Genomic DNA, 22,190 nt, shown 5'->3' with positions numbered 1-22,190 from the left:
ACCGGGCCGGCATTCAACGCCGGTCTCGATGAACCGGACCTGAAACCGAGCCTCCAAGAGGGAACGTCATGGCTAAATCCACCTTCCGCCCACTGCATGACCGCGTCGTGGTCAAGCGTATCGATGCCGAGGAGAAGTCCAAAGGCGGCATCATCATTCCGGACTCGGCCAAGGAGAAGCCGTCGCAGGGCGAGATCGTCGCCGTCGGCCCGGGTGGCCGCGACGAAGCCGGCAAGCTGATCCCGATCGACCTCAAGGTCGGCGACCGCGTGCTGTTCGGCAAGTGGTCGGGCACCGAGGTCAAGCTCGACAACCAGGAGCTCCTGATCATGAAGGAGTCCGACATCATGGGTGTGCTGGCGTAGGGCCATGAACTCCGGGGGCCGCCGTGCCCTCCGCTGTCATGCCCGGGCTTGACCCGGGCATCCATCACGCTTCCAAAGACTCTTACGAATACGAAGGCGATGGATCGCCGGGTCAAGCCCGGCGATGACGAGCGTCAACAGACGGCAAGCAATTCACAAACATTCCAGGAGTTCAAATCAATGGCTGCCAAGGACGTAAAATTCGCCGGAGACGCCCGCGACCGCATGCTGCGCGGTGTCGACGTGCTCGCCAATGCCGTGAAGGTGACGCTTGGCCCGAAGGGCCGCAACGTCGTCATCGAGAAGAGCTTCGGTGCTCCCCGCATCACCAAGGACGGCGTCACCGTCGCCAAGGAGATCGAGCTCGACGACAAGTTCGAGAACATGGGCGCGCAGATGCTGCGCGAGGTCGCCTCCAAGACCAACGACACCGCCGGTGACGGCACCACCACCGCGACCGTACTGGCGCAGGCCATCGTCCGCGAGGGCGCCAAGTCGGTCGCCGCCGGCATGAACCCGATGGACCTCAAGCGCGGCATCGACACTGCGGTTGCCGCCGTGATCAAGGACATCGAGAAGCGCGCCAAGCCGGTCGCCTCCTCATCCGAAGTCGCCCAGGTCGGCACCATCTCGGCCAATGGCGATGCCGCCATCGGCAAGATGATCGCGCAGGCGATGCAGAAGGTCGGCAACGAGGGCGTCATCACCGTCGAGGAGAACAAGTCGCTCGAGACCGAGGTCGACATCGTCGAGGGCATGAAGTTCGACCGCGGCTATCTCAGCCCCTACTTTATCACCAACGCCGAGAAGATGACCGCCGAGCTCGAGGATGCCTACATCCTGCTGCACGAGAAGAAGCTGTCCGGCCTGCAGTCGATGCTGCCGGTGCTGGAAGCCGTGGTGCAGTCGGGCCGTCCGCTCCTGATCCTCGCCGAGGACGTCGAGGGCGAGGCGCTGGCGACGCTGGTGGTCAACCGCCTGCGCGGCGGCCTCAAGGTTGCCGCCGTCAAGGCGCCGGGCTTCGGCGATCGCCGCAAGGCGATGCTGGAGGACATCGCGATCCTGACCGGCGGTCAGCTGATCTCCGACGACCTCGGCATGAAGCTCGAGAACGTCACGGTCAACATGCTCGGCCGCGCCGGCAAGATCGTGATCGACAAGGAGAACACCACGATCGTCAAGGGCGCCGGCAAGAAGAAGGACATCGACGCCCGTGTCGGCCAGATCAAGGCGCAGATCGAGGAGACCACCTCGGACTACGACCGTGAGAAGCTGCAGGAGCGCCTTGCCAAGCTCGCCGGCGGCGTTGCCGTGATCAAGGTCGGCGGCGCGACCGAGGTCGAGGTCAAGGAGAAGAAGGACCGTGTCGAGGACGCGCTGAATGCGACCCGCGCCGCGGTGCAGGAAGGCATCGTGCCCGGCGGCGGCGTCGCGCTGCTGCGCGCCAAGAAGGCGGTCGGCCGTCTCACCAACCCCAATGCCGACGTCCAGGCCGGCATCAACATCGTGCTCAAGGCGCTCGAAGCTCCGGTTCGCCAGATCTCGGAGAACGCCGGTGTCGAGGGCTCGATCGTGGTCGGCAAGATCCTCGAGAACAAGTCGGAGACGTTCGGCTTCGATGCCCAGACCGAGGACTATGTCGACATGGTCGACAAGGGCATCATCGACCCCGCCAAGGTGGTGCGCACCGCTCTGCAGGACGCCTCCTCGGTGGCCGGCCTGCTGGTGACCACCGAAGCCATGGTCGCCGAAGTGCCGAAGGACGCGGCCCCGGCGATGCCGGGCGGCGGCATGGGCGGTATGGGCGGCTTCTAAGCCCCGTCGTCACATCACGATCGAGATCGAAGGCCGCCTCCGGGCGGCCTTCTTTTTTGCGATTTGATCACGATCGAGTTGTAAGGATCATCCGATGTCCCGCGACGCCCAATCCCTGACGTCAACGCTTGTGCTGTTCTACGCGATCGGCGCGGTGCTCGCGCTGGGCGCCTATGCCCAAGACAGCATCGATGATCTCGCGGTCATCTTGACGTTCTGGTTCAAGCAAACGTTGACGTTTGTCGTGCTCGCCGCAGGCTATTGCGTCTACTACTTCGTTGCTGGCTCGACCGGTCACCGTCCAAAGGCGCCGCTGCGATTTCTGGACATATCGTTCCTTACCGCTCTCGCCACGCTGGGCGTTCTGATGATGATCTAGGGTTGGGCGATCCTTGACTGCAACGAGCCCATAAATCCGGCAGCCTGCTACGCCACGCAGACGTCCGGCACCGCCACCTTCTGAAACAGATGCGGCGAGGCGACCGCCGAATCCGGATAGGCCGCGAGCTTGGCCCTGAACTCGGGGTTTGCAAAAGCTGCCCGGAACGCCGCGGTCGATTCCCATACCGCGTAATTCAGATAGGCCGGGCTGTCGCCGAGCGCGCGGTGCAGCTGGGTCGAGATGAAGCCGGGCTGCCGCTTCATGATGGCGGCGTCGGCCTGCCAGGCCTTGAGGAAGGTGTTCTCGTCGGCCTTGTCCAGCGTGAAGAGGTTGACGAGCACGACGTTGCTGGCTTCGACGGCGAGCTGGCGGTCGATCGGGAATGCGGGGTCGAGGGGACGCATCTGCGGCATGGCTGACTCCGTTAATTTGGTACTATGATGTCATTTCGATCAGATCGATACATAGTACATTGACATCATGATGTCAATATAAACTTATGGTGACAAATGCCGCAGACCAAGCGCACGCCGGCCGGCGAGGCCCTCAGCAGCCTGATTCTTGACCTGTTCAGGCTCAACAGCCTGCTGTTCACCGCTGGCGACCGGATGGTGGCGGGACTCGGTCTGACCAGCGCGCGCTGGCAGATCCTCGGCGCCATCGTCACCACCGAGCGCCCGCAACCGGTGGCGTGGCTGGCGCGCGACCTCGGCGCTGCCAGACAGAACGTGCAGCGGATCGTCAACGACCTGCAAAGGGACGGGCTCGTCACATTCGAGACCAACCCGCATCACCGCCGCGCCCAGCTCGTGGTGCTGACCGAGAAGGGGCGGCAAAGCTTCGACGCGGCGATGCGCCTGCAGCTGCCCTGGGTGAACGGCCTCGCCGACGGGCTGGCGGTGAAGGACATCGAAACCGTGAGCCGCGTCGTCAGCACGCTGCGCGGCAGGCTGGAGAACGGCCAGGAACCTGACGAACGCGCATGACAGCGATTATGGAAGCGCCGCCGTTAGGCGGCCTTCTTTTTTGGCAATGACACGGGGGTTTGCTAGTTACGACGGAACCGATTCTGCCCCTTCGAGGACTTATCGTATGCGCGCGCTCCCGCTCCTGCTGCTCGGTGTTGCCGTCGTCTCGGCACCTGCCCTCGCCCAGATGAAGCTGCAAACCAAGCCGGCGCCGTCGAACGGCCCCGAGACGCGCTATTTCACCGCGATCGATGGCCTGATGGACGGCAATGCCGACGTCGTGCTGAAGGAAACCCGCCAGGGCAAGACCGTGACCGCGGCCGTGCTCGACCTCTGCTATCCCGCCGACAAGAGTTCCGACCGCAAGGACCGCTTCGTCGCGAACCTGACCATCAACGGCCAGACGCTCACCGGCACCACCCAGAGCGTCGCCGACAAGCAGCCGATCACGATCAAGCTGAACCGCAAGCAGACCGGCGACAGCTTTGAGTTCCGCGGCCAGATCACGATCGGCCAGACCGTGACCGAGGTCGCCTCGACCGACAATTCCGATCTCAGCGAGAAGGAATTCCAGGATAACCAGGCCACCGAGGACGGCATCACGCCGCAGCCGAAGGATTTTACCGACGTCTCGCCGGAATCGATCGGCGTGCGGGTCAAGCTCGATGCGGCTGCCGACTTCCTCAAGAGCCTGAAGGGCGAGGCCGTCGAGGTAGGCACCTCCAGCCTCGCGGTGACCTGCGACGCGATGCGCTCCGGTGAGCAGACCATCAACCTCACCGTCGATCCCGAGCACGCCAGCGCGCTGCTCGCCAAGGCGAAATCGGCGCCCGGCGTGACGGCGGCCGGCTGGACCAGCGGCGTGGTGGAGATGGACCGCACCATCCGTTTCGCCGCCGCCGACTGGCGCGACGGCGACAAGATCAACAAGGACAAGCTCGCGACTGCGATTTCCAATGTGCTGGCGAAGACGCTTGCGGCAAAGCCGGCCTCAGCGACCTGGAACGCGAACACCGGCAAGCTCAAGCTGGTGCTGAAGCGGCCGAGCGCGATCTACCCAGCGCTCGGCCTCACCCAGAATTACGAGGTCACCGCCCTCGTCTCGCCTGACAAACCCGGCAGCTCGGACAAATTGATGCTGTGGGTCTCGAGCCCCACCGTCTCGACGTCGGACGACAGCGCCGGCGCCAAGCTCAACCTCTCCGACGATTCCAGCAGCGACGAGGAAGGCAGCGAGGCCAAGGACGACAACGGCGCGATCGACGCGCTGCTCAAGGAACTCAAGGGCCAGCGCTGGGACGCTGACAAGTCGGTGTGGCACTGAAGCCGGGGGTCCTCCCGATTCAGGCTGCCCTCGTCTTCAGCGGCACCACGTTGTCGCGCGCCATCTCGGGAACTGCGTCCGGACCGGACTGAAGCATCCCGTCGCTTCTGACGAACAATTCGAAACGAGGCTCGATCGCAACGCGATCGAGCAGCGCCCGCAGCTCGGGACGAAATCCCTCGCCGCGCAACGCGGCGATCGCATCGAAGTTGCGCATGATGTTCTCCTGTGTGTCGGTGCAAACCATGTCGCGCGCGCGTTGCGCGAACCACCCGCTTTCCGATTGCGCAACGACGCTCGAGAAGCGGTGCTAAACGCCATATCGGCAAAGCGGAATCCCATCTCGAATGCCATCGCGCACCTGATCTGGAATCGGGTGGTGCGAGGCACGCCTCCAAATGTTCACTGCGCGCATCGAGACAACGCCGGTCGAGATGCCGGCAACGCGCAAATGGAGACGAAGGGATGTCGGAGCAAAACAAGGCCGTGGTCGGCCGCTGGTTCAAGGAGTTCTGGGGCAGCCCCTGGAATCCGCGCATCATCAACGAGCTCGCAACGGCGGACATTGTCGTGCATTACCCGATGCACGAGCCGAAGAAGGGCCGCGCCGCCGTCATGAAGTTCATGACCGAATTTCGCGAAGCGTTTCCGGATCTCGATTTCCGGGGCGTCGGCGATCTCATCGCGGAAGGCAACCTCGTTGTCGGCCGCTGGGAAGGCGGCGGCACCCACACCGGTCCTGCGTTCAGCGACTTCCGGCTCGGCTCGCTGCCCGCGGCCTCCGGACGCAAGATGACATTCGCCGGCACCACCGTGCTGCGCGTGCAGGACGGACGGATTGCCGAGGAGCTGGGGCAAGAAGATGCGATCACCGCCATGCTGCAACTCGGCCTCATCCGCCTGCCCGAACACGCCGGCAGCGCGGCGCGGCCGGGCGGCGAGCTGCCGGCCGGCTGGAACAACATGCCGGGATATCCGGAAGGCCCGCGCTGAACGCAGGCCGGATAGCGTGACTCCGTCGGCGATCGCATGAGACTCTCCGAACGCGGTTCTTGCGCGTTCGGGTAGCCCAATTGACCGGCTCAGTGAACTTGAAGGCCTCCAATCCGGCGTCGCGCTGGAGGCATTCCAATATTGCACGACGTTCGGCATCAAGCCGGAAAGATCAGGCAGGTCGTCGTGCCGTGCGCGAGCAGCCGCCCCTTGTCGTCGGTGACCCTACCTTCCGCGGTGCCGATGCGGCGGCCGCAATTGAGCACACGGCCCTCGGCCCGGATCGGACCGGTGTCCGGCGTGATCGGCCGCACCAGCGAGATCTTGAATTCGAGCGTGGTCTGGCTGGTGCCGGCGTCGAGCGTCGACTGCACCGCAAGTCCCATGCAGCTGTCGAGCAGCGTTGCGGTGAGACCGCCATGCACGGTGCCGGCCGGATTGAGATGCGCATCCGTCGGCAGCAGCGTGACGACGACGCGGCCGTGCTCGGCCTCGGTGACGTCATAGCCGAGCGTCCGCGCGATGGTGTTGAGCGGCAACGCACCTGAGGCGAGCCCCTGGACGAATGCGAGACCGCTCATCTTGAGTTTCTGTTCGGCGCTGACGGTGCCGTAGCTCTTGGCCATTGCTGATCTCCATCATTGCTTGATGAGGTTGGCGGCCGCTTCCGTCGCAGCGAGACAGGCGAGCGGCCGTAGAGCCTTGCGAATGCGGCGTTCATGCGCCGAGCGCTGGAGAAGCCGGCGCGCTGCGCCACCAGACGGATTGGGAGATTACTGCCGTCGATCAGGCGCTTGGCCCGCTGCACACGCAGCGAGAGCGCGACCTGCAGCGGCGAGGCATCGAGATGCTCGGCGAACAGACGCGACAGATGCCGCGCGCCGATGCCGAGCCGGTCGGCCAGCGCGGCGACGGTGTCGTGGTCGAGCGCGCCCGCTTCGATCAGCGCCAGCGCGCGCTCGACCGTGGTCCTGGTGCCCTTCCATGCCGGGCAGAACGGCGCCGCTTCGGGACGGCAGCGCAGGCAGGGCCGGTAACCGGCGCGCTCGGCCGACGCGGCGCTGCCATAGAACCGCACATTGCGGGCGAGCGGCGTGCGCGCCCGGCACACCGGACGGCAATACACGCCCGTGGTCCTGACCGCGACGAACACGATGCCGTCCCAGGCCGGGTCGCGGCGCTGAAAGGCGGCATATTGTGCGGCGAAATCGAGCATGCAACCAATATAGCGACGCAAGCTCGCCGCGACGACCCGGTTTGCGGTGACGGCGTCCGGAAACGACCGCTGCATGCAGGGCGGCGTGACGCCCCTCGGCGCTCCGTCGCACGCTTGTTCGCTGGGACGGCATCGCTTCGCTCGCCGCTCCGTCAATTTACGGGGCCTGCGACCAAAAGACTTCGTGCTGCCGCAGTTCGGTCACCGAAAATTAAGGCTCGATTTAGTTTCGAGGATCATCCTTTGCGTCACCGAACACAGGTCACGCCATGCAAGACCGCGAGCCGATCAGTCCTGGGAGCATCTGGCCAACGGATGTGACGGAGGGTCATTCGCCGGCGCAGACGGCGGACCTCTGGGACGTCTCAGGCGAGAATCAAGACGCCGCTTTGCTGCTGCGGGAGCCGTTCGCCGACCGGATCGGCACCGCGCTGTTGGCAGCGACCGCGCTGGCCGCAAGCTTCGTGCTGGGATGGACCGGCGGTGCCAACTGGCACGACTTGATAGCTCCGGCCCCGGTCCCGGTGGCCCAGAAGGAAGCGCCGGTCCCGCACATCGCGGAGGCGCCGCCGAGCCGAAAGAGCGAGAGCCCGCGCCGGACCGCGTCCAACGCCGACCCCGTCGTCACCGGCAGCATTCCCAAGACCATCGCCAATCCACGCCCGCAAGTGCTGGGGGCCGCGCCCACCACGCTCGGTGCGCAGGCCACCGCACTCGGGTCGAAGCCGCAGCTGGCAGCGGGACCGGAGACGCGTCCGAGCACGATCCCCGGATGGTCGGTGGTCGAAGTCCGCGACGGCACCGCCGTGCTGGAGGGGCCGGAAGGCGTCAAGATGGCCGCACGCGGCGACGTCGTCCCTGGCCTCGGCCGGGTCGATTCCATCGTGCGCTGGGGCAATCGCTGGATCGTCGCCACCGCGAGCGGATTGGTGGCGACGCCCTGAGCGGCTGCGCTCGATGTATCAGTTGCTGTTGATCACGAAACGCAGCTGCTTGCTGCCGATGAACGTGACCTGATCGCCCTGACGTTTCCAGCTCGTCATGTCGCCGAGCGCTGCGAGCAGATCCTTGTCGGCCTGCGCCCGGTCCGGCGTGCAGGTGCGGTTCTCCATCGCGCCGGGAACGAACACGATGGTGCCGCCGGCAACCGAGAACTGGCCCTTGCCGCCGTCGCACCACAGTTCGAGGATCACCTCGCCGTTGTCGCCGACCTCGATCGAGGGAATCCGCTTGGACCCCGGCATGCGGGCGGCATCGAGCGTCATCACGAAGCCGAACGGGAATTCTTCCTGGGCCTGCGCGGGCCTCGCGGCAACAGCGGTTGCAACCAGCGCCAACGCGGCCATGCCGCCGTTCAGAATCCGCTTCATCGAGATCATGCCATTCCCAGGATCGCTTTTGAGCATGATCTATTCGGAAAACCGGCTTCCACTTTTCCGGATCATGCTCTGACGCCGCCCTTGTAGGGGACGAGGCCGCGATTGGCCAGAATGACGGCGCGAGAAAAAGCGCTTGAAAAGCAAATCCCCGCGGGCTCGCGCCCGCGGGAATCTTCGTTTGGGCGACGCCTCGCCTCTTTATTTCAGAACCATCGCCGTGAACGGAAAGACATAGGCCTGCAAGGTCACGAACAGACCGACCAGGCACGCCAGCACGATCGAGTGCAGGAACACGTAGCGCAGGATCGATCCCTCGTGGCCGTACCAGTTGGTCGCGGTGGAGGCGACCACGATCGATTGCGCATCGATCATCTTGCCCATCACGCCGCCCGAGGAGTTCGCCGCCGCCATCAGGACCGGCGGCAGGCCGAGTTGCTCGGAGGTGATCTTCTGCAGATTGCCAAACAGCACGTTCGAGGCGGTATCCGATCCGGTCAGCGCCACGCCGAGCCAGCCGAGCAAGGTGCCGAAGAAGGGATAGAGCACGCCGGTCGCCGCGAAGGCGAGGCCGAGCGTGGCGTCGACGCCGGACAGCCGGGTCAGCGTGCCGATCGCCAGCATCGCCGAGATCGTGATCAGCGAGATCGCGCAGAGGCGGATGGTGCGGCCATATTCGGCGATCAGCTTCGCCGGCGAGAAGCCCATCAACAGACCCGAGATGATCGCGGCGATCAGCATGCCGGTGCCGGTGAACGACAGATAGGTGAAGCTGAACACGGCGCCTTCCGCCGTCGGCTTGGCGGCCACCGGCGGCACCTTGAAGATCAGCTTGTCGAGTTCGGGCACCGCATAGTTCCAGGTGAAGTTGGCATTCGCCCAGGTCTTGAAGGCGCCGTTGCCCCAGATCAGCATCAGGATGCAGACGATGATCCACGGCAGCAGCGCGCTCCACAATTCGCTCTGGGTCAGCGGCGTCTTGTCGAGCGGCGGAGCGGCCTGCATCGTCGCTGCCGATTCATCGCGGCCGCGCAGCGCCGGCGACAGCCAGAGCTGCCGCGGCTGCCAGATCTTGAGGAACAGGATCAGCATGCCCATCGAGATCAGCGAGGCACCGATGTCGACGATCCATGGATTGATGTAGTTCGAGATCACGAATTGCGGGACCGCGAACGACACGCCAGTGACCAGGATCGCCGGCCAGATCTCCTTCATGCCGCGCCAGCCGGCAAAAGCCCACACCACCCAGAATGGCACGATCAGCGAGAACAGCGGCAGCTGCCGGCCGACCATGGCGCCGAGGATGTAGGGATCGAGCCCGGTGACCGAGGCGAGGCCCTGGATCGGCGTGCCGAGCGCGCCGTAGGCGACCGGCGCCGTGTTCGCGATCAGCGACAGGCCGGAGGCTGCGAGCGGCGAGAAGCCGAGCCCGATCAGCACCGCACCGGTGATCGCGACCGGCGTGCCGAAGCCCGAGGCGCCCTCGAAGAAGGCGCCGAACGAGAACGCGATCAGGAGCAGTTGCAGGCGGCGATCCTCGGTGACGCCGCCGACCGCGCGCTTCAACAGCTCGAACTTCCCGCACCTCACCGTGACCTGGTAGAGGAAGATGACGTTGAGCACGATCCAGCCGATCGGGAAGAACCCGGTGACGATGCCGAGGATCGATGCGCGGATCGACATGCCGGCCGGCATCGTGAACACGAAGATCGTGATCAGGTTGGTCACGATCACGGCGATGATCGCCGCGATATGCGCCTTCACCCTGCCGCTGGCGATCAGGACCAGCAGCGTGACCACGGGAATGGCGGCCGCCAGCGTCGACAGTCCCGCATTGTTCAGCGGATTGTAGATTTGATTCCAGGTGTTCATCTCGGGGTCCTTCCCACATTCTTATGCAGCGCCCCGGCCTCAATGCAGGCAGGCGCGCTGGTGCGATTGCGGGAGTCCGTCGGAAAAACTGCAGCCCCGGCTCGCGAATGAACGATCGGTAAGGATCGCTCACATCCTCGCGAAAAATCGAAGGTCCCCCGCCCCTCGCCGTTGTCGTCATGCTAGGGTTGACTCGATCGCCGGGACAAGCCAACGCTTGCATGCCAGACCTACGACTTTAGTCGAGGTGCACTGCGATTGTCCCGATTCTTCAGGCCGTTGCGGCCGCTTCCCCGGAGACGATAATCTGTGAAAAACATTCGCTCGACACTCGCGACGGTGTGGCGCATCGCCTCGCCCTATTTCAACTCCGACGACAAATGGGCAGGCCGCGGACTTCTGGCTGCGGTGGTGATCATCGAGCTTGCCAGCGTCTTTCTGACCGTGCTGTTCAACCGATGGAACAATGTTTTCTACAACGCGCTGCAGGAGCGTGATCAGGCGGTCTTCACCTATCAGATCGGTTATTTCTGCGTGCTCGCGGCATTCTGGATCGGCCTGAAGGTCTACCAGCTCTATCTCAATCAATGGCTGCAGATTCGCTGGCGGCGCTGGATGACCACGCGTTATCTGGGCGGCTGGCTGCACGATGCCAACCACTATCGTATGCAGTTGCTCGGCGATGCCGCCGACAACCCCGACCAGCGTATCGCCGACGACACCCAGCGCTTCGTCGAACAGACCCTGACGCTCGGGATCGGCTTGCTGAGCGCCGTGGTGACGCTTGCATCCTTCGTGTTCATCCTGTGGGGCCTGTCCAATCAGGCGCCGCTGCATCTGTTCGGCAAGGACATCGCGATTCCCGGCTATCTGGTGCTGGGCGCGCTGGTCTACGCGATCCTCGGAACGGTCCTGACCCATGTGATCGGCAGGCCGCTGGTCGACCTCAACTTCCGGCAGCAGCGGTTCGAGGCCGATTTCCGCTTCAACCTGGTCCGCACCCGCGAGAACGCCGAGCAGATCGCACTGCTGCACGGCGAACCGGCCGAGCGCACGCGATTGCTCGATCGCTTCGGTTTCGTGGTCGGAAACTGGCTCGACATCATGCAGCGAACCAAGAAGCTGACCGCGTTCACCGCGACCTATTCGCAAGCCGCCGTGATCTTCCCCTACGTGCTGATCGCACCGGCCTATTTCGCCAACAAGATCCAGCTCGGCGGCATGATGCAGACCGCCTCCGCCTTCAGCAGCGTGCAGGATTCGCTGTCGTTCTTCATCACGGCCTACCGGACGCTGGCCGAATGGCAATCGGTGGTCGCGCGTCTCGATGGCTTCGAGAACTCGATCCGCGGTGGCGATGCGCTCGCGCAGCGGCAGGACATCATCCACGTCAAACCTTCAGGCGGCGACACCATCGATCTCGACGATCTCCTGGTCACCCTGCCGGACGGCAAGCCGCTGCTCGCGGCCGACGGCTTCAGCGTTCGCGACAATGAACGCACACTGGTCACCGGCCCCTCCGGCGCCGGCAAGTCGACGCTGTTCCGCGCGGTGGCCGGCATCTGGCCGTTCGGCCGCGGCGCGGTCCAGGTTCCCGCCAATGCCAGCCTGATGATGCTGCCGCAACGTCCCTATCTGCCGATCGGCTCGCTGCATGACGCGGTGGTCTATCCTGGCCAGGCTGCGAGCTACGATGCTGGGCGGGTCCGTGAGGTCCTCACCGCCGTCGGATTGCCCCAGCTCGCGACGCGGCTCCAGGAAGAAGCGCACTGGAACCGGATGCTGTCGCTCGGCGAGCAGCAGCGGCTCGGCATCGCCCGCGCGCTGCTGCATGCACCGAAATTCCTGTTCCTCGACGAGGCGACGGCCTCACTCGACGAGCCGTCGGAAGCCGCGCTGTACCGGCTGATCGCCGAGAAGCTGCCCGGCACCACGGTGGTTTCGATCGGCCACCGCACAACGCTCGACGCCTTCCACCAGCGCAACGTTTCGCTGGTCCGCGACGGCGACCGCTTCAGCTTGCGTGACAAGGTCGAGGCCGCCGCGTCGTAAGTGGGGTTACGGCATCAGCCGCGGTCACGGCCTGCGGCTGATGCCAAGCCAACGGCAGCCGGCGCCACCGGCACGCGCCGTCCACAAAACAAAGGGGGCGGCAGATTGCTCTGCCGCCCCCTGCGATCCTCGGGAGAGGAAATTACTTCAGGTTGGACATCGCGGTCAGGTCGACCGAGAGCTTGGCGATACCGGCCGCGCCGCACCAGTTGGAGCCGGTGCCGAGCGGGTTGATCGGGGTCACGTTGTTGGTGCCGCCCGCGGTATAGTCGCTGGTGAAGGCGCTGCAATTGCCCTTCGACAGGTCGGTGTCGGAGTAGCGCAGATCGAGCGTGAACACCTTGTAGGTGAAGCCGATGCCAATGTTCCAGGTGTTGTAGTCGGCATACTTGATGCCGTTCGGGAACGCAGGAACGCCGTAGAAGCTGTCGGAGGTGCCGAGCCACTGCCGGCCGAACTCACCCGACACATACATGCCGACGCCGCTGGTGCCGAACACGGTGCTGGGCGCAGTGTACTTGCCGATGATCGAGGAGTAGTTGCCCCAGGCGCCGGTGTTGAGGAAGTTGGGCGAGTAGTATTCGTTGATGGTGAACGCCCAGTTGTCGTTGATGGTCCAGGTCGCCTTGCCATAGACTTCGAAGAACGAGACGTCCTTCTTCATGACGTTGCCGTTCGGCAGGAAATTGAGGGCGCACTCGGCACCCACGGCCTTGCCGGCGGTGTCGAACGGCGCACCGAAGTAGCAGGTTCCACCCGGATACAGGTAACCCCAGACACCGATGTCGAAGGCGAAGGCGCCGAAGGTCGGGCGGATACCGCCGTAGACGTCGACTTCGGCCGCGGCGCGATTGGCGAAGGAGATGCTCTCGGTCGAGGTGCCGATGTAGAGCTGCAGGTCCTTGTTGACGTTATAGCGCGGCTCGAAATAGGCGGTGACCGACGGATTGTGGTTCGACTGGGTGACGCCGCGGAAGATGTAGTCGCTAACGATGCCGGCACCGAAGGCGATGTCCCAGGGATCGAAGGGAGCCGGCGGCGGCGCCTTGACGGCCTTCACCGCCATGTCAGCTGCCATTGCCGTGCTCGAAATCATTGCTAGCGCCGTTGCTAACAAAGCCAGTTTCTTCATGACGATCCCCATCTACTTTTCCAGACAGCCCAGCTCCGGTGGCCCCCAGGGCGCGCGATAACGGACTGCGACTAAATCGCGTGGGCTCAATCTGAGGCCCGTGCACGGTACCGTGAAGGCGAAAAGACATGCATCTGCCGACTTTTTAGGCGTTCTGGCAGCATCGCCACATGTTGGTCGGCGGGTGTTGCATTTGCACCACAAGACTCATGGCTCCCGCGCCGGTTGAGCGGCACGCAAAATCGGATTCTAGCAACAGTTCGACATGCTGCGGCCGGCATCGACGCGAATCGCGTCTCCGCAAAATTACGGACTGCCGATACGAAAAAGCCGCAGCGGCGTCCGCTGCGGCTTCGATCAGGTGAACCGACACTAGGTTCGGTTAGTGGTGCTCGCCCTCGGAGGTGCCCCAGCTCGGCGCCGGCTCGTTGCTCGGCGTGGCCCAGCTCGGGGCCGGCTGCGGCGCAGGCTCGGGCGCCGGGGGAGCTGCGACCGGGGCGGCCGGCTTCGGCGCGGCGGCCTTCTTCGGAGCGCTCTTCTTGGCGGCTTTCTTCGCGGCCGGCTTCGCGGCCTTCTTCGGAGCAGCCTTCTTCGCAGCTTTCTTGGCGGTCTTCTTGGCGGCCTTCTTGGCCGACTTCTTCGCCGATTTCTTTGCGGACTTCTTCGCAGCCTTCTTGGCCGACTTCTTCGCGGACTTCTTCTTCGCCGCCACCGCCTTCTTGGCCTTTTTGGCCTTCTTGCTTTTCTTTGCCTTCTTCGCCTTCGCCATCGTGGTCCTCCTGTTGCCGCTGATTTGAGTCCACCGCGTATTGAAGTGATCGCTTGCCGGTCGTTGGCCGCACCTCGGGGAGAGGCACCCTCCACTTCGCTTGTCGGGCATGATGGCCGCGCGATCGCTTCGCGTCTGTGGCAGGGAAGCGCCGGTCCTTCAGTTTGCGTCAGGGCAAGGCTGGGGTCCGGATCATGCTCGAGTGGCAGTCGATCAATTCAATCCTGGCCGGGGACCTCCTGTCGCCCAATCGAGAAGCTCAATCGTGTGCACCACAGGAACTGACGTACCGCCGGCAATCTGAACCATGCAGCCAATATTGCCCGCAGCGATCATGTCCGGTTTGACAAGCGCGATATTGGCGACCTTGCGATCGCGCAATCTGCTCGCAATGTCGGGCTGGAGAATGTTGTAGGTCCCCGCCGAACCGCAACACAAATGGCTCTCAGGCACATCTTTCACCACGAATCCATTCTTGGAAAGCAATTCTTTCGGAAGTTGAGTGATTTTCTGTCCATGCTGCAACGAACAAGCCGAGTGATAGGCGACGGTGATGTCGCCTTTCTGCGTTGAAGGCGCGAGCTCGAGGTCAGCGAGATACTCGGTGATATCCTTTGCCAGCGCCGAGATTCGCTTGGCAGGCTCGGCGAACGTTTTGTCCTCGCGCAGCAGGTAGCCGTAGTCCTTGACGACTGTCCCACAGCCCGAGGTCGTCACCAGAATGGCGTCGAGCCCTTCTCTGTCCGCTTCCCTTTGCCACACCGTGACGTTGGCGCGCGCGCGCGCCAGCGCGTCGTCGTCCTGTCCCATGTGATGGGTCAGGGCGCCGCAGCATTGCTCGTCCCTGACCAACACCACCTCGACGCCGTGCCGGGTCAGGACGTTGATCGCGGCCTGATTGATGCGTGGCGCCAGCACCTGCTGGGCGCAGCCCTGCAGCAGCGCGACGCGGCCGCGACGCCGACCGATCGGCGCAAACACGGTTCCCGCAGCCGGGCCCGGCCGCGGCAGGCCGCGCGGCGCCAGCGCCAGCATCGCCTTGATCCGCCGCAGCAGGCCGGGGCTCGATGCGCCGACCGACGGCGTCGGCAGCAGCGCCGTGAACGGACGGGCGAGCCCGGCCAGGATCATGCTGATCCGGAACAGGCCCGGCCGCGGCAGCACGAAGGCGAGCACCGACCGCAGCAGCCGCTCGGTCAGCGGACGCCGGTAATCCCGCTCGATCCGGACCCGGGCCTGGTCGACGAGGTGCATGTAGTTCACGCCCGACGGACAGGTGGTCATGCAGGCGAGGCACGACAGGCAGCGATCGATATGCTTGACCACCTCAGCCGTCGGCGGCTTGTCCTTCTCCAGCATCTCCTTGATCAGGTAGATGCGGCCGCGCGGGCTATCGAGCTCGTCGCCGAGCAGCACGTAGGTCGGACAGGTCGCGGTGCAGAAGCCGCAATGCACGCAGGCGCGCAGGATCTTGTCGGCTTCCTTGATGTCGGGATCGGCGAGCTGCGCCAGGGTAAACTCGGTCTTCATGCAGCCCCGCCTCGCATCATCCGGCCGCGGTTGAGGACCGACCTCGGATCGAAACTCGCCCGCACCCGTTCGCCGAGTGCGGCAAGCCCGGCCGGCTGCGGCTGGAACACATCGACCGCACGGCGCACATCCTCGGTGGCGCGGATCAGGGTGGCGTGCCCGCCGATCGCCTCGACCTGGCCGCGGACCAGCGCGGCCTGCGCGTCGGCGCTCTGCGGCACCGCGGCCCAGATCAATCCGCCACCCCAATCGTAGATCACGTCGCCCCCGGTTAAGCGCGCCAGCGCCTGACCGAGCGCACCGCCCGAGGCCGGCGGGCAAACGATGCGCCACACCGGCCAGGCTCCGAGCGTGCCGTTCGCCGCGAACGGCGCCACGTCGCGCAGCGCGCCCCAGGCCGCGACCGAGGCGTCGTCAGCGAGGCTGTCGACCGTTCCATAGGACGACAGCGCCTGGCTGAGCGAAGCCGCCCGATGTGCCGCCGACGCCGAAATGCCTTCAAGCCGCACCAGCGTGACCGCCTGGCCGGAGGCTGCGAGGCCGGCGAGCGCGCCGGTGCCGGACCGCAATGCCGAGCCCGACAGATGCGCCGCACCCGAGACGTCGAAGGGCGAACCCAGCGCCGCCGTCATCGCCTTGTTGGCGGCGATGTCGTCGAGACCGCGCAGCACCAGCGTGCGTTCCGCCTCCGGCTTCGGCATGACCTTGAGCGTCACCTCGGTCATGACCGCGAGCGTGCCCCAGGAACCGGTGAGCAGCTTGCAGAGGTCGTAGCCGGTGACGTTCTTCACCACCCGCCCGCCGGTCTTGAAGCTGTCGCCGAACCCGGACACGGCGTGCGCCCCGAGCAGATGGTCCCGGGCGCCGCCGGCCTTGATGCGGCGCGGACCGGCCAGGCCGGCGCCGACCATGCCGCCGATCGTGCCGGCTCCCGCGCCGCCAAGCAGCACGGACGTGTCCATCGGCTCGAAGGCGAATTGCTGGTTCTTGGCGTCGATCAGGGATTGTACGTCGGCGAGCGGCGCGCCGGCCTGCACGGTGATGATCAGCTCGTTCGGCTCATAGGAACTGACCGCGTTCAGCACCGAGACGTCGAGCACCGCATTGGTCGCCATCGGATGGCCGATGGCGCGTTTCGATCCGTGACCAATGACCTCGAGCGGCTGCTCGCTGGCGACAGCGGCGCGCACCACCTCTTCGACGTCCTTGATGTCTCTGACTTTGAGCGTTTCCACGCGCTAGTCGGTAACGAAATTTGGCTCCGAGATCAAATGCGACGAACCCGACCGTCGCAAACGCCGACGGAATGGCCCGAAAGCGGGGCCTGCCGCCCCCGACAGTGGTGGGAACGGCGGTCGGGCCACCCGGCTCGAGGTTTTGGCCACATCGCGCGTCCTGTGCAGGCGGAGACGCAACACTTCGACCAATGTCGAACCATTTTCACGACATCGACACTTCGACCGCCGCCTAACCGAGTGCGCGGCACGATCCACTATCTGTCGCCTCGCGGTTCGGCCGGCAAGACGGTTGGCGCAAATCATCTGGAGGCGATCATGAAGCGTTCGGAACTCACGACCACGGCGATGATGCTCACCCGGCGATCGGCCATCGGCTCGTTCGCCGCGATCATGACGATCGCCGGCGTCTCGCCCTTCGCCGGATCGCAAGCCCGATCGGAGCAAAGCAACGGAGGAATGCATATGAAGCACTATGCGATGAGCACGCGAACGATCAGCGATGCGATCAACACGTCAGGCCTTCTGGTCGTGGCGCAATGGGAAGCCAAGGAAGGACAGGCCGACAAGGTCGCGGCAATTCTCGACAGCTTCCTGCCCGAGGCGCAGAAGGACCCCGGCACCAAGCTGTTCCTGATCGGCCGCGGCAAGGACAATCCGGCGCAATTCCTGTTCTACGAATTGTTCCAGGACGAAGCGGCGTTCAAGGCGCATGCGGAGAGCGCCTACTTCAAGACCTACATCGCGGAGCAGGCGCTGCCGCTGCTCGCCAAGCGCGAACGGACGCAATACACGCTGCTGTGAGTGACGGCGCCGCGGGGAGGATGCCCATCCTTCCCGCGAGCGCGGATCAGATCGATGCGCTGCCGTTGCCGAGCGTTGCGCGCAGCTCGACCCGCTCGGGCGATTTGCGCCAGAAGCCGACGATCGAAATCCGCGACAACACCGCGGCCTCGAACGTCTCGACATGGCCGCGGAGCCGCAGCGCATGTTTCTCGACCAGATGCCAGGACGCGACGGCGACGCCGAAGGCGAGCGGCAGGCTGATCAGGATATTCAGATACCAGTACTGAACCGGCGGGCCGAACGCGGCAACGCACTGCTGGATAACGAACCCATAGAGATAGAGCCCGTAGGAGTAATCGCCCGACGAGACGATCCAGCTCCGCCGCGGATTCATCAGGCCGAGATAGCACGCCACATAGGCGGCCGGCACCGGAGCCAGCGCGTCGCCGCGTCCGGTGGCCATGCCGGCGGCACACGCCACCAGCGCCAGCAGGCAGGCCGTCCGATTGAAGGGCACCTTGTCGCGCCAGAGGTAGAAGCCGACACCGGCAAGGAAGCAGAACACCAGAAGATGCGGTCGAAGCTGGATCGGCACCTCCTCCCAACGATAGACGTCGTAGCTCACCAGGGCGACCTGAACGATCACCAGGAACACAAGGTAGGCCACCCTGTTGAAGCAGATCGTGGTCACCGCGAGCAGCGCCAGCACGACGTAGCACCACAGTTCATAGGGCACCGTCCAGAGCTGGGCATTCACCAGGTCCGGCAGCGGATTGTGGGCGAAGACGCCCGGCAGCTCGTAATGGATGTCGCCGACGATATTGAGGAAATAGGCGTGGAAGGTCGGGTCGACGACATACTGCGCCAGTGGCAGTTCGGTGAACAGCGAGCCGATGATGACGGCCGACAGCGTCGTCTCGACCGCGAGCGCGGGTCCGATCCGAAGCACGCGCAGGCCGAGGAAGGAAATCAGGCTCTTGCACCGCTGCAGGCTCGCCGTCACCAGGAAGCCGCTCAGGGCAAAGAACAGCGCGAGGATCATCGCGATGCCGATGCGGAACGAGCCTAGGATTTCCAGCGCCCGGCCAAGCCCGAGCGTCACGTTCAGGCTGTGCAGGCAGATGATCGATACCGCCAGCACGATCCGCATGTAGTCGAAACCTGCGGGCCGATTGCGCGAAAGCGCCAGCTGATCAGCCAGGCTGGGCATCGATGTGTTGCCGAAGACGTGCATCTTGGGAAAATACCGAGGAACAGTTGAAGGCCGTGTAAACGTTGGCCGCCGCAATTGCAGCGACGCGCAACGGCAGCGCCGGCGGCCTGCCACGGCCGTCGCGTCAAGCACCGGTTAAGGTTATCGGCCGGCTAGCGCGATCGGTCGAAATGTATCGATCGACGAGGCGCCGGCGTGTGCGCCGACAAATTCCCGATCGCCCCTTGCGGCCGACAACGATGCCTGTTGACCTTGGGGCCAATAGCTGACGTGGCGCCAGATGCCCTAAAGAGTCGGCACGACCCTTATTCGACGATCGGTGATTTTGATCGCGGCTCAACAGCCGCAGGAGAACCGCCACAATGAACATCAAACCGACAGCGATCGCGCTGCTCGCGATGATCCTGGCGGGCCAGGCGCGCGCCGCAATGCTCACCGACGCCGAGGCGACGTTCCTGGAGCAGCTCGTCACCGCGGCCGCGGTGCTCGAGCAACGATGCACCGGCTATGAGGCCGACGGTGCCGGCGGCGTTCAGCTCGGCGCGCGGCTTCTCGGCAGCCCCGACGCCGCCATGGCCATGATCAGCGCCTTTGACGCGGCCATCAAGGCCAACGATGGCGATGACTACGATCCGCGCAAATTCCGCCCCGAGGTGTCCGAAGCTGCCGGCAAGACCTTCAAGCGAGTCCGGGCGGACTTGATAGCGGACCCCGAACGGGCCTGCGCCGCATATGGCGATGCCAGCGCGGCAGGCGGCCTGGTGAGACGGTACTAGTGTGCTGAATGCGAAGTTCGTGCGATTTCGCGGCAGCCGCTTTCACGAACTTCGCATTCATAAAGCACACTAGAATCATAAGTTTGCTAGTGTCCTTATCGAATCCGAAGTTCGCTCCGAAGGCGCGGCAAATGATGCGAACTTCGGATTTGGGACACTAGAACCGCGGGATATCCGGGAAAGCCAGCTTGCCGGCGTGGACATGGACGCGGCCGAGCTCGGCGCAACGGTGCAGGGTGGGAAACACCTTGCCGGGGTTGAGCAGGCCCGCCGCATCGAACGCGCATTTCAGCCGCTGCTGCTGGTTGAGGTCGATCTCGGTGAACATCTCCGGCATCAGGTCGCGCTTCTCGATGCCGACGCCATGCTCACCGGTCAGCACGCCGCCGAGCTCGACGCAGCAGCGCAGGATGTCGGCGCCGAACGCTTCCGCCTTCTCGATCTCGCCCGGCTTGTTGGCATCGTAGAGGATCAAGGGGTGAAGATTGCCGTCGCCGGCGTGGAACACGTTGGCGACGCCGAGGCCGTATTTCTCCGAGAGCTCGCGGATCCGCGCCAGCGCCTTCGGCAACGCGCCGCGCGGGATGGTGCCGTCCATGCAGAGATAGTCCGGCGAGATGCGCCCGACCGCCGGGAATGCCGCCTTGCGGCCGGCCCAGAACAGGTTGCGCTCGGCCTCCGAGGTCGAGATCTGGCACGAGGTCGAGCCGCAGCCTTGTGCGATCGCCTCGACCCGCTTGATCAATTCGTCGACCTCGACCTGCGGACCGTCGAGCTCGATGATCAGCAGCGCCTCGACATCGAGCGGATAGCCGGCATGGACGAAGGCTTCCGCGGCGTGGATCGCCGGCCTGTCCATCATCTCCATGCCGCCCGGAATGATGCCGGCGCCGATGATCGCGGCCACGCATTCGCCGGCTGCCTCGACCTCAGCGAAACCGACCATCAGCGCGCGCGCCGTCTCCGGCTTCTGCAAGATGCGCACCGTGATCTCGGTGATCACGCCGAGCAACCCCTCCGAGCCGGTGATGATCCCCATCAGATCGTAGCCGGCATTCTCGGCCGACTTGCCGCCGATGCGCAGGATCTCGCCGCTCATCAGCACGATCTCGCAGCCCAGCACGTTGTTGGTGGTCATGCCGTATTTCAGGCAGTGCACGCCGCCGGAATTCTCCGCGACATTGCCGCCGATCGAGCAGGCGATCTGCGACGACGGATCGGGCGCGTAATAGAAGCCGGCATGGGCGACCGCCTGGCTGATCGCAAGGTTGGTGACGCCGGGCTCGGTGACCACCACGCGGTTGTCGAAGTCGATCTCGCGAATCCGCTTGAACTTGCCGAGCCCGAGCAGCACGGCATCCGCAAGCGGCAGCGCGCCGCCGGACAGCGAGGTGCCGGAGCCGCGCGGCACCACCTTGATGCCCTGCTGTTGGCAATATTTGAGCACCTTCGCGACCTGCTCGCTGGTATCGGGCAGCACCACGACCATCGGCGGCTGCCGATAGGCGGTCAGGCCGTCGGATTCATAGGCCAGCATCTCGGCCGCACTGTCGATCACGCCCTCGCCCGGGACGATTGCGCGCAAGGCGGCGACGATTTCGGCGCGGCGGGCGAGGACGGCCTGGTCGGCCGCCGGCATCATGATGGACATCGCTGTTCCCTCGGAGCGCTGCTTGCGCTTTGCCAATTTGTTACGACAAATCAATCAGGTCTGCACCTGTTTCAGTCGCCTTGTTTCGGTCGCCCGGCCGAAGGTCCCATTGTCCCGCCCGGCAAGGACGAGTTCTCTCTCGGACAAGCGGGCGGCCATGAAACCTGTCAAAGTTTCGTGGCTTGTCCTGTCCAAGCCGGACATGCCACAAACGATCACTGCCCCCCGGGACGAAACGAAGAGAACCCCATGAACCTAAAGACCTTGAGCGCGCTGGCGGTCGTCACATCGCTGGCCTCCGCATCCTCCGCGCTGGCGCAGGATGCAGCCGCCGGCAAGACCTCGTTCAACAAATGCCTCGCCTGCCATGCGATCGGCGAAGGTGCCAAGAACAAGGTCGGACCCGAGCTCAACGGCCTCGACGGCCGCCACTCCGGCACCGCGCCGGACTACAATTATTCCGATGCCAACAAGAACTCCGGCATCACCTGGAACAAGGATCAGTTCCTCGAATACATCAAGGATCCGAAGGCCAAGATCCCCGGCACCAAGATGGCCTTCGCCGGCATCAAGAACGAGACCGAGGCCAACAATCTGTGGGCCTACGTGTCGTCGTTCGACAAGGACGGCAAGCAGAAGTAATCGGCGGTATCGGACGCCGTCCGCCCTGCCAGGGCGGACACTGGAAGGGGATGGCGTTTCCTGAATCGCCATCCCCTTCCGGCTTTCTGATTT

Annotated in this window: 23 protein-coding genes; 11 read left to right on the top strand and 12 right to left on the bottom strand. The window is 64.6% G+C overall.

Features of this window, described 5'->3' with window-relative positions; genetic code table 11:
- Positions 1 to 68: 68 nt before the first annotated feature.
- The 3 genes from XH92_RS07035 to XH92_RS07025 all read left to right on the top strand — a co-directional run bounded on the left by XH92_RS07035 (position 69) and on the right by XH92_RS07025 (position 2,559).
- The gene (locus XH92_RS07035; RefSeq protein ID WP_018269780.1) at positions 69 to 365 is read left to right on the top strand and encodes a co-chaperone GroES; all 297 of its coding nucleotides are present in this window, start codon (positions 69 to 71) and stop codon (positions 363 to 365) included.
- 180 nt (positions 366 to 545) lie between these two features.
- On the top strand, positions 546 to 2,180 hold the full coding sequence (groL, locus tag XH92_RS07030) for a chaperonin GroEL (RefSeq protein ID WP_076864933.1): 1,635 nt from the start codon (positions 546 to 548) through the stop codon (positions 2,178 to 2,180).
- 94 nt (positions 2,181 to 2,274) lie between these two features.
- Complete coding sequence (locus XH92_RS07025; RefSeq protein ID WP_194458595.1) at positions 2,275 to 2,559, top strand: hypothetical protein; 285 nt, start codon at positions 2,275 to 2,277, stop codon at positions 2,557 to 2,559.
- Between the two features lie 47 nt (positions 2,560 to 2,606).
- Here the strand turns inward: XH92_RS07025 and XH92_RS07020 are convergent, their stop codons facing one another.
- A complete protein-coding gene (locus tag XH92_RS07020) occupies positions 2,607 to 2,975 on the bottom strand; it encodes an antibiotic biosynthesis monooxygenase (RefSeq protein WP_194458594.1) in 369 nt (122 codons plus the stop codon).
- A 96-nt stretch (positions 2,976 to 3,071) separates the two neighbouring features.
- On the opposite strand from XH92_RS07020, the gene XH92_RS07015 reads away from it, so the two are divergent.
- Both XH92_RS07015 and XH92_RS07010 read left to right on the top strand, forming a co-directional pair.
- The gene (locus XH92_RS07015; protein ID WP_194458593.1) at positions 3,072 to 3,548 is read left to right on the top strand and encodes a MarR family winged helix-turn-helix transcriptional regulator; all 477 of its coding nucleotides are present in this window, start codon (positions 3,072 to 3,074) and stop codon (positions 3,546 to 3,548) included.
- Between the two features lie 106 nt (positions 3,549 to 3,654).
- On the top strand, positions 3,655 to 4,854 hold the full coding sequence (locus XH92_RS07010) for a hypothetical protein (RefSeq protein WP_194458592.1): 1,200 nt from the start codon (positions 3,655 to 3,657) through the stop codon (positions 4,852 to 4,854).
- 19 nt (positions 4,855 to 4,873) lie between these two features.
- Here the strand turns inward: XH92_RS07010 and XH92_RS07005 are convergent, their stop codons facing one another.
- A complete protein-coding gene (locus XH92_RS07005; RefSeq protein ID WP_194458591.1) occupies positions 4,874 to 5,071 on the bottom strand; it encodes a hypothetical protein in 198 nt (65 codons plus the stop codon).
- Between the two features lie 248 nt (positions 5,072 to 5,319).
- Here XH92_RS07005 and XH92_RS07000 point away from each other — a divergent pair, with 248 nt between their 5' ends.
- Positions 5,320 to 5,847 (top strand): ester cyclase, encoded by a 528-nt coding sequence (locus XH92_RS07000; RefSeq protein ID WP_194458590.1) that lies wholly within the window; start codon positions 5,320 to 5,322, stop codon positions 5,845 to 5,847.
- A 158-nt stretch (positions 5,848 to 6,005) separates the two neighbouring features.
- On the opposite strand, the gene XH92_RS06995 is transcribed toward XH92_RS07000, so the two are convergent.
- Positions 6,006 to 6,473, bottom strand: a complete 468-nt coding sequence (locus XH92_RS06995; protein WP_194458589.1) for a PaaI family thioesterase — start codon at positions 6,471 to 6,473, stop codon at positions 6,006 to 6,008.
- The gene (locus XH92_RS06990; protein ID WP_194461147.1) at positions 6,425 to 7,063 is read right to left on the bottom strand and encodes a bifunctional transcriptional activator/DNA repair enzyme AdaA; all 639 of its coding nucleotides are present in this window, start codon (positions 7,061 to 7,063) and stop codon (positions 6,425 to 6,427) included. The genes XH92_RS06995 and XH92_RS06990 overlap by 49 nt, the downstream gene beginning before the upstream one ends.
- A 317-nt stretch (positions 7,064 to 7,380) precedes the next feature.
- On the opposite strand from XH92_RS06990, the gene XH92_RS06985 reads away from it, so the two are divergent.
- The gene (locus XH92_RS06985) at positions 7,381 to 8,007 is read left to right on the top strand and encodes a hypothetical protein (protein WP_194458588.1); all 627 of its coding nucleotides are present in this window, start codon (positions 7,381 to 7,383) and stop codon (positions 8,005 to 8,007) included.
- Positions 8,008 to 8,025: 18 nt separating this feature from the next.
- Here the strand turns inward: XH92_RS06985 and XH92_RS06980 are convergent, their stop codons facing one another.
- Positions 8,026 to 8,442 (bottom strand): META domain-containing protein, encoded by a 417-nt coding sequence (locus tag XH92_RS06980; RefSeq protein WP_194461146.1) that lies wholly within the window; start codon positions 8,440 to 8,442, stop codon positions 8,026 to 8,028.
- Between the two features lie 198 nt (positions 8,443 to 8,640).
- Positions 8,641 to 10,311: an L-lactate permease gene (locus tag XH92_RS06975; RefSeq protein ID WP_194458587.1), complete on the bottom strand. Its 1,671-nt coding sequence runs from the start codon at positions 10,309 to 10,311 to the stop codon at positions 8,641 to 8,643.
- Between the two features lie 309 nt (positions 10,312 to 10,620).
- Between XH92_RS06975 and XH92_RS06970 the strand changes: the two genes are divergently transcribed.
- The gene (locus XH92_RS06970; protein ID WP_194458586.1) at positions 10,621 to 12,363 is read left to right on the top strand and encodes an ABC transporter ATP-binding protein/permease; all 1,743 of its coding nucleotides are present in this window, start codon (positions 10,621 to 10,623) and stop codon (positions 12,361 to 12,363) included.
- Between the two features lie 142 nt (positions 12,364 to 12,505).
- Here the strand turns inward: XH92_RS06970 and XH92_RS06965 are convergent, their stop codons facing one another.
- From XH92_RS06965 to XH92_RS06950, 4 genes are all read right to left on the bottom strand, one after another.
- A complete protein-coding gene (locus XH92_RS06965; RefSeq protein ID WP_194458585.1) occupies positions 12,506 to 13,495 on the bottom strand; it encodes a TorF family putative porin in 990 nt (329 codons plus the stop codon).
- A 382-nt stretch (positions 13,496 to 13,877) separates the two neighbouring features.
- Positions 13,878 to 14,264: a histone gene (locus XH92_RS06960; RefSeq protein ID WP_194458584.1), complete on the bottom strand. Its 387-nt coding sequence runs from the start codon at positions 14,262 to 14,264 to the stop codon at positions 13,878 to 13,880.
- 213 nt (positions 14,265 to 14,477) lie between these two features.
- Positions 14,478 to 15,794: a glycolate oxidase subunit GlcF gene (gene glcF / locus XH92_RS06955; protein WP_194458583.1), complete on the bottom strand. Its 1,317-nt coding sequence runs from the start codon at positions 15,792 to 15,794 to the stop codon at positions 14,478 to 14,480.
- On the bottom strand, positions 15,791 to 17,029 hold the full coding sequence (locus XH92_RS06950; RefSeq protein WP_194458582.1) for an FAD-binding protein: 1,239 nt from the start codon (positions 17,027 to 17,029) through the stop codon (positions 15,791 to 15,793). Before XH92_RS06950 ends, glcF begins: the two co-directional genes overlap by 4 nt.
- A 318-nt stretch (positions 17,030 to 17,347) precedes the next feature.
- Here XH92_RS06950 and XH92_RS06945 point away from each other — a divergent pair, with 318 nt between their 5' ends.
- The gene (locus XH92_RS06945) at positions 17,348 to 17,833 is read left to right on the top strand and encodes a putative quinol monooxygenase (protein WP_246788298.1); all 486 of its coding nucleotides are present in this window, start codon (positions 17,348 to 17,350) and stop codon (positions 17,831 to 17,833) included.
- A 46-nt stretch (positions 17,834 to 17,879) separates the two neighbouring features.
- Here the strand turns inward: XH92_RS06945 and XH92_RS06940 are convergent, their stop codons facing one another.
- Positions 17,880 to 19,025 carry an acyltransferase gene (locus XH92_RS06940; protein ID WP_246788296.1) on the bottom strand — a complete coding sequence of 382 codons (1,146 nt, stop codon included), beginning with the start codon at positions 19,023 to 19,025 and terminating at the stop codon, positions 17,880 to 17,882.
- A gap of 365 nt (positions 19,026 to 19,390) precedes the next feature.
- Between XH92_RS06940 and XH92_RS06935 the strand changes: the two genes are divergently transcribed.
- Positions 19,391 to 19,804, top strand: coding sequence for a hypothetical protein (locus XH92_RS06935; protein WP_194458580.1), 414 nt, complete (start codon positions 19,391 to 19,393; stop codon positions 19,802 to 19,804).
- A gap of 157 nt (positions 19,805 to 19,961) precedes the next feature.
- Here the strand turns inward: XH92_RS06935 and XH92_RS06930 are convergent, their stop codons facing one another.
- A complete protein-coding gene (locus XH92_RS06930; RefSeq protein WP_194458579.1) occupies positions 19,962 to 21,455 on the bottom strand; it encodes an FAD-linked oxidase C-terminal domain-containing protein in 1,494 nt (497 codons plus the stop codon).
- 249 nt (positions 21,456 to 21,704) lie between these two features.
- Between XH92_RS06930 and cycA the strand changes: the two genes are divergently transcribed.
- Positions 21,705 to 22,097: a cytochrome c-550 CycA gene (gene cycA, locus XH92_RS06925; protein ID WP_194458578.1), complete on the top strand. Its 393-nt coding sequence runs from the start codon at positions 21,705 to 21,707 to the stop codon at positions 22,095 to 22,097.
- The last annotated feature ends 93 nt before the right edge of the window (positions 22,098 to 22,190 follow it).

Origin of the sequence: Bradyrhizobium sp. CCBAU 53421, assembly GCF_015291625.1 — a bacterium.
In the GTDB taxonomy this organism is placed as follows: Bacteria; Pseudomonadota; Alphaproteobacteria; order Rhizobiales; family Xanthobacteraceae; genus Bradyrhizobium.
The sequence above is the reverse complement of the archived record's forward strand: the minus strand, read 5'-3'. Positions and strand labels throughout refer to the sequence as shown.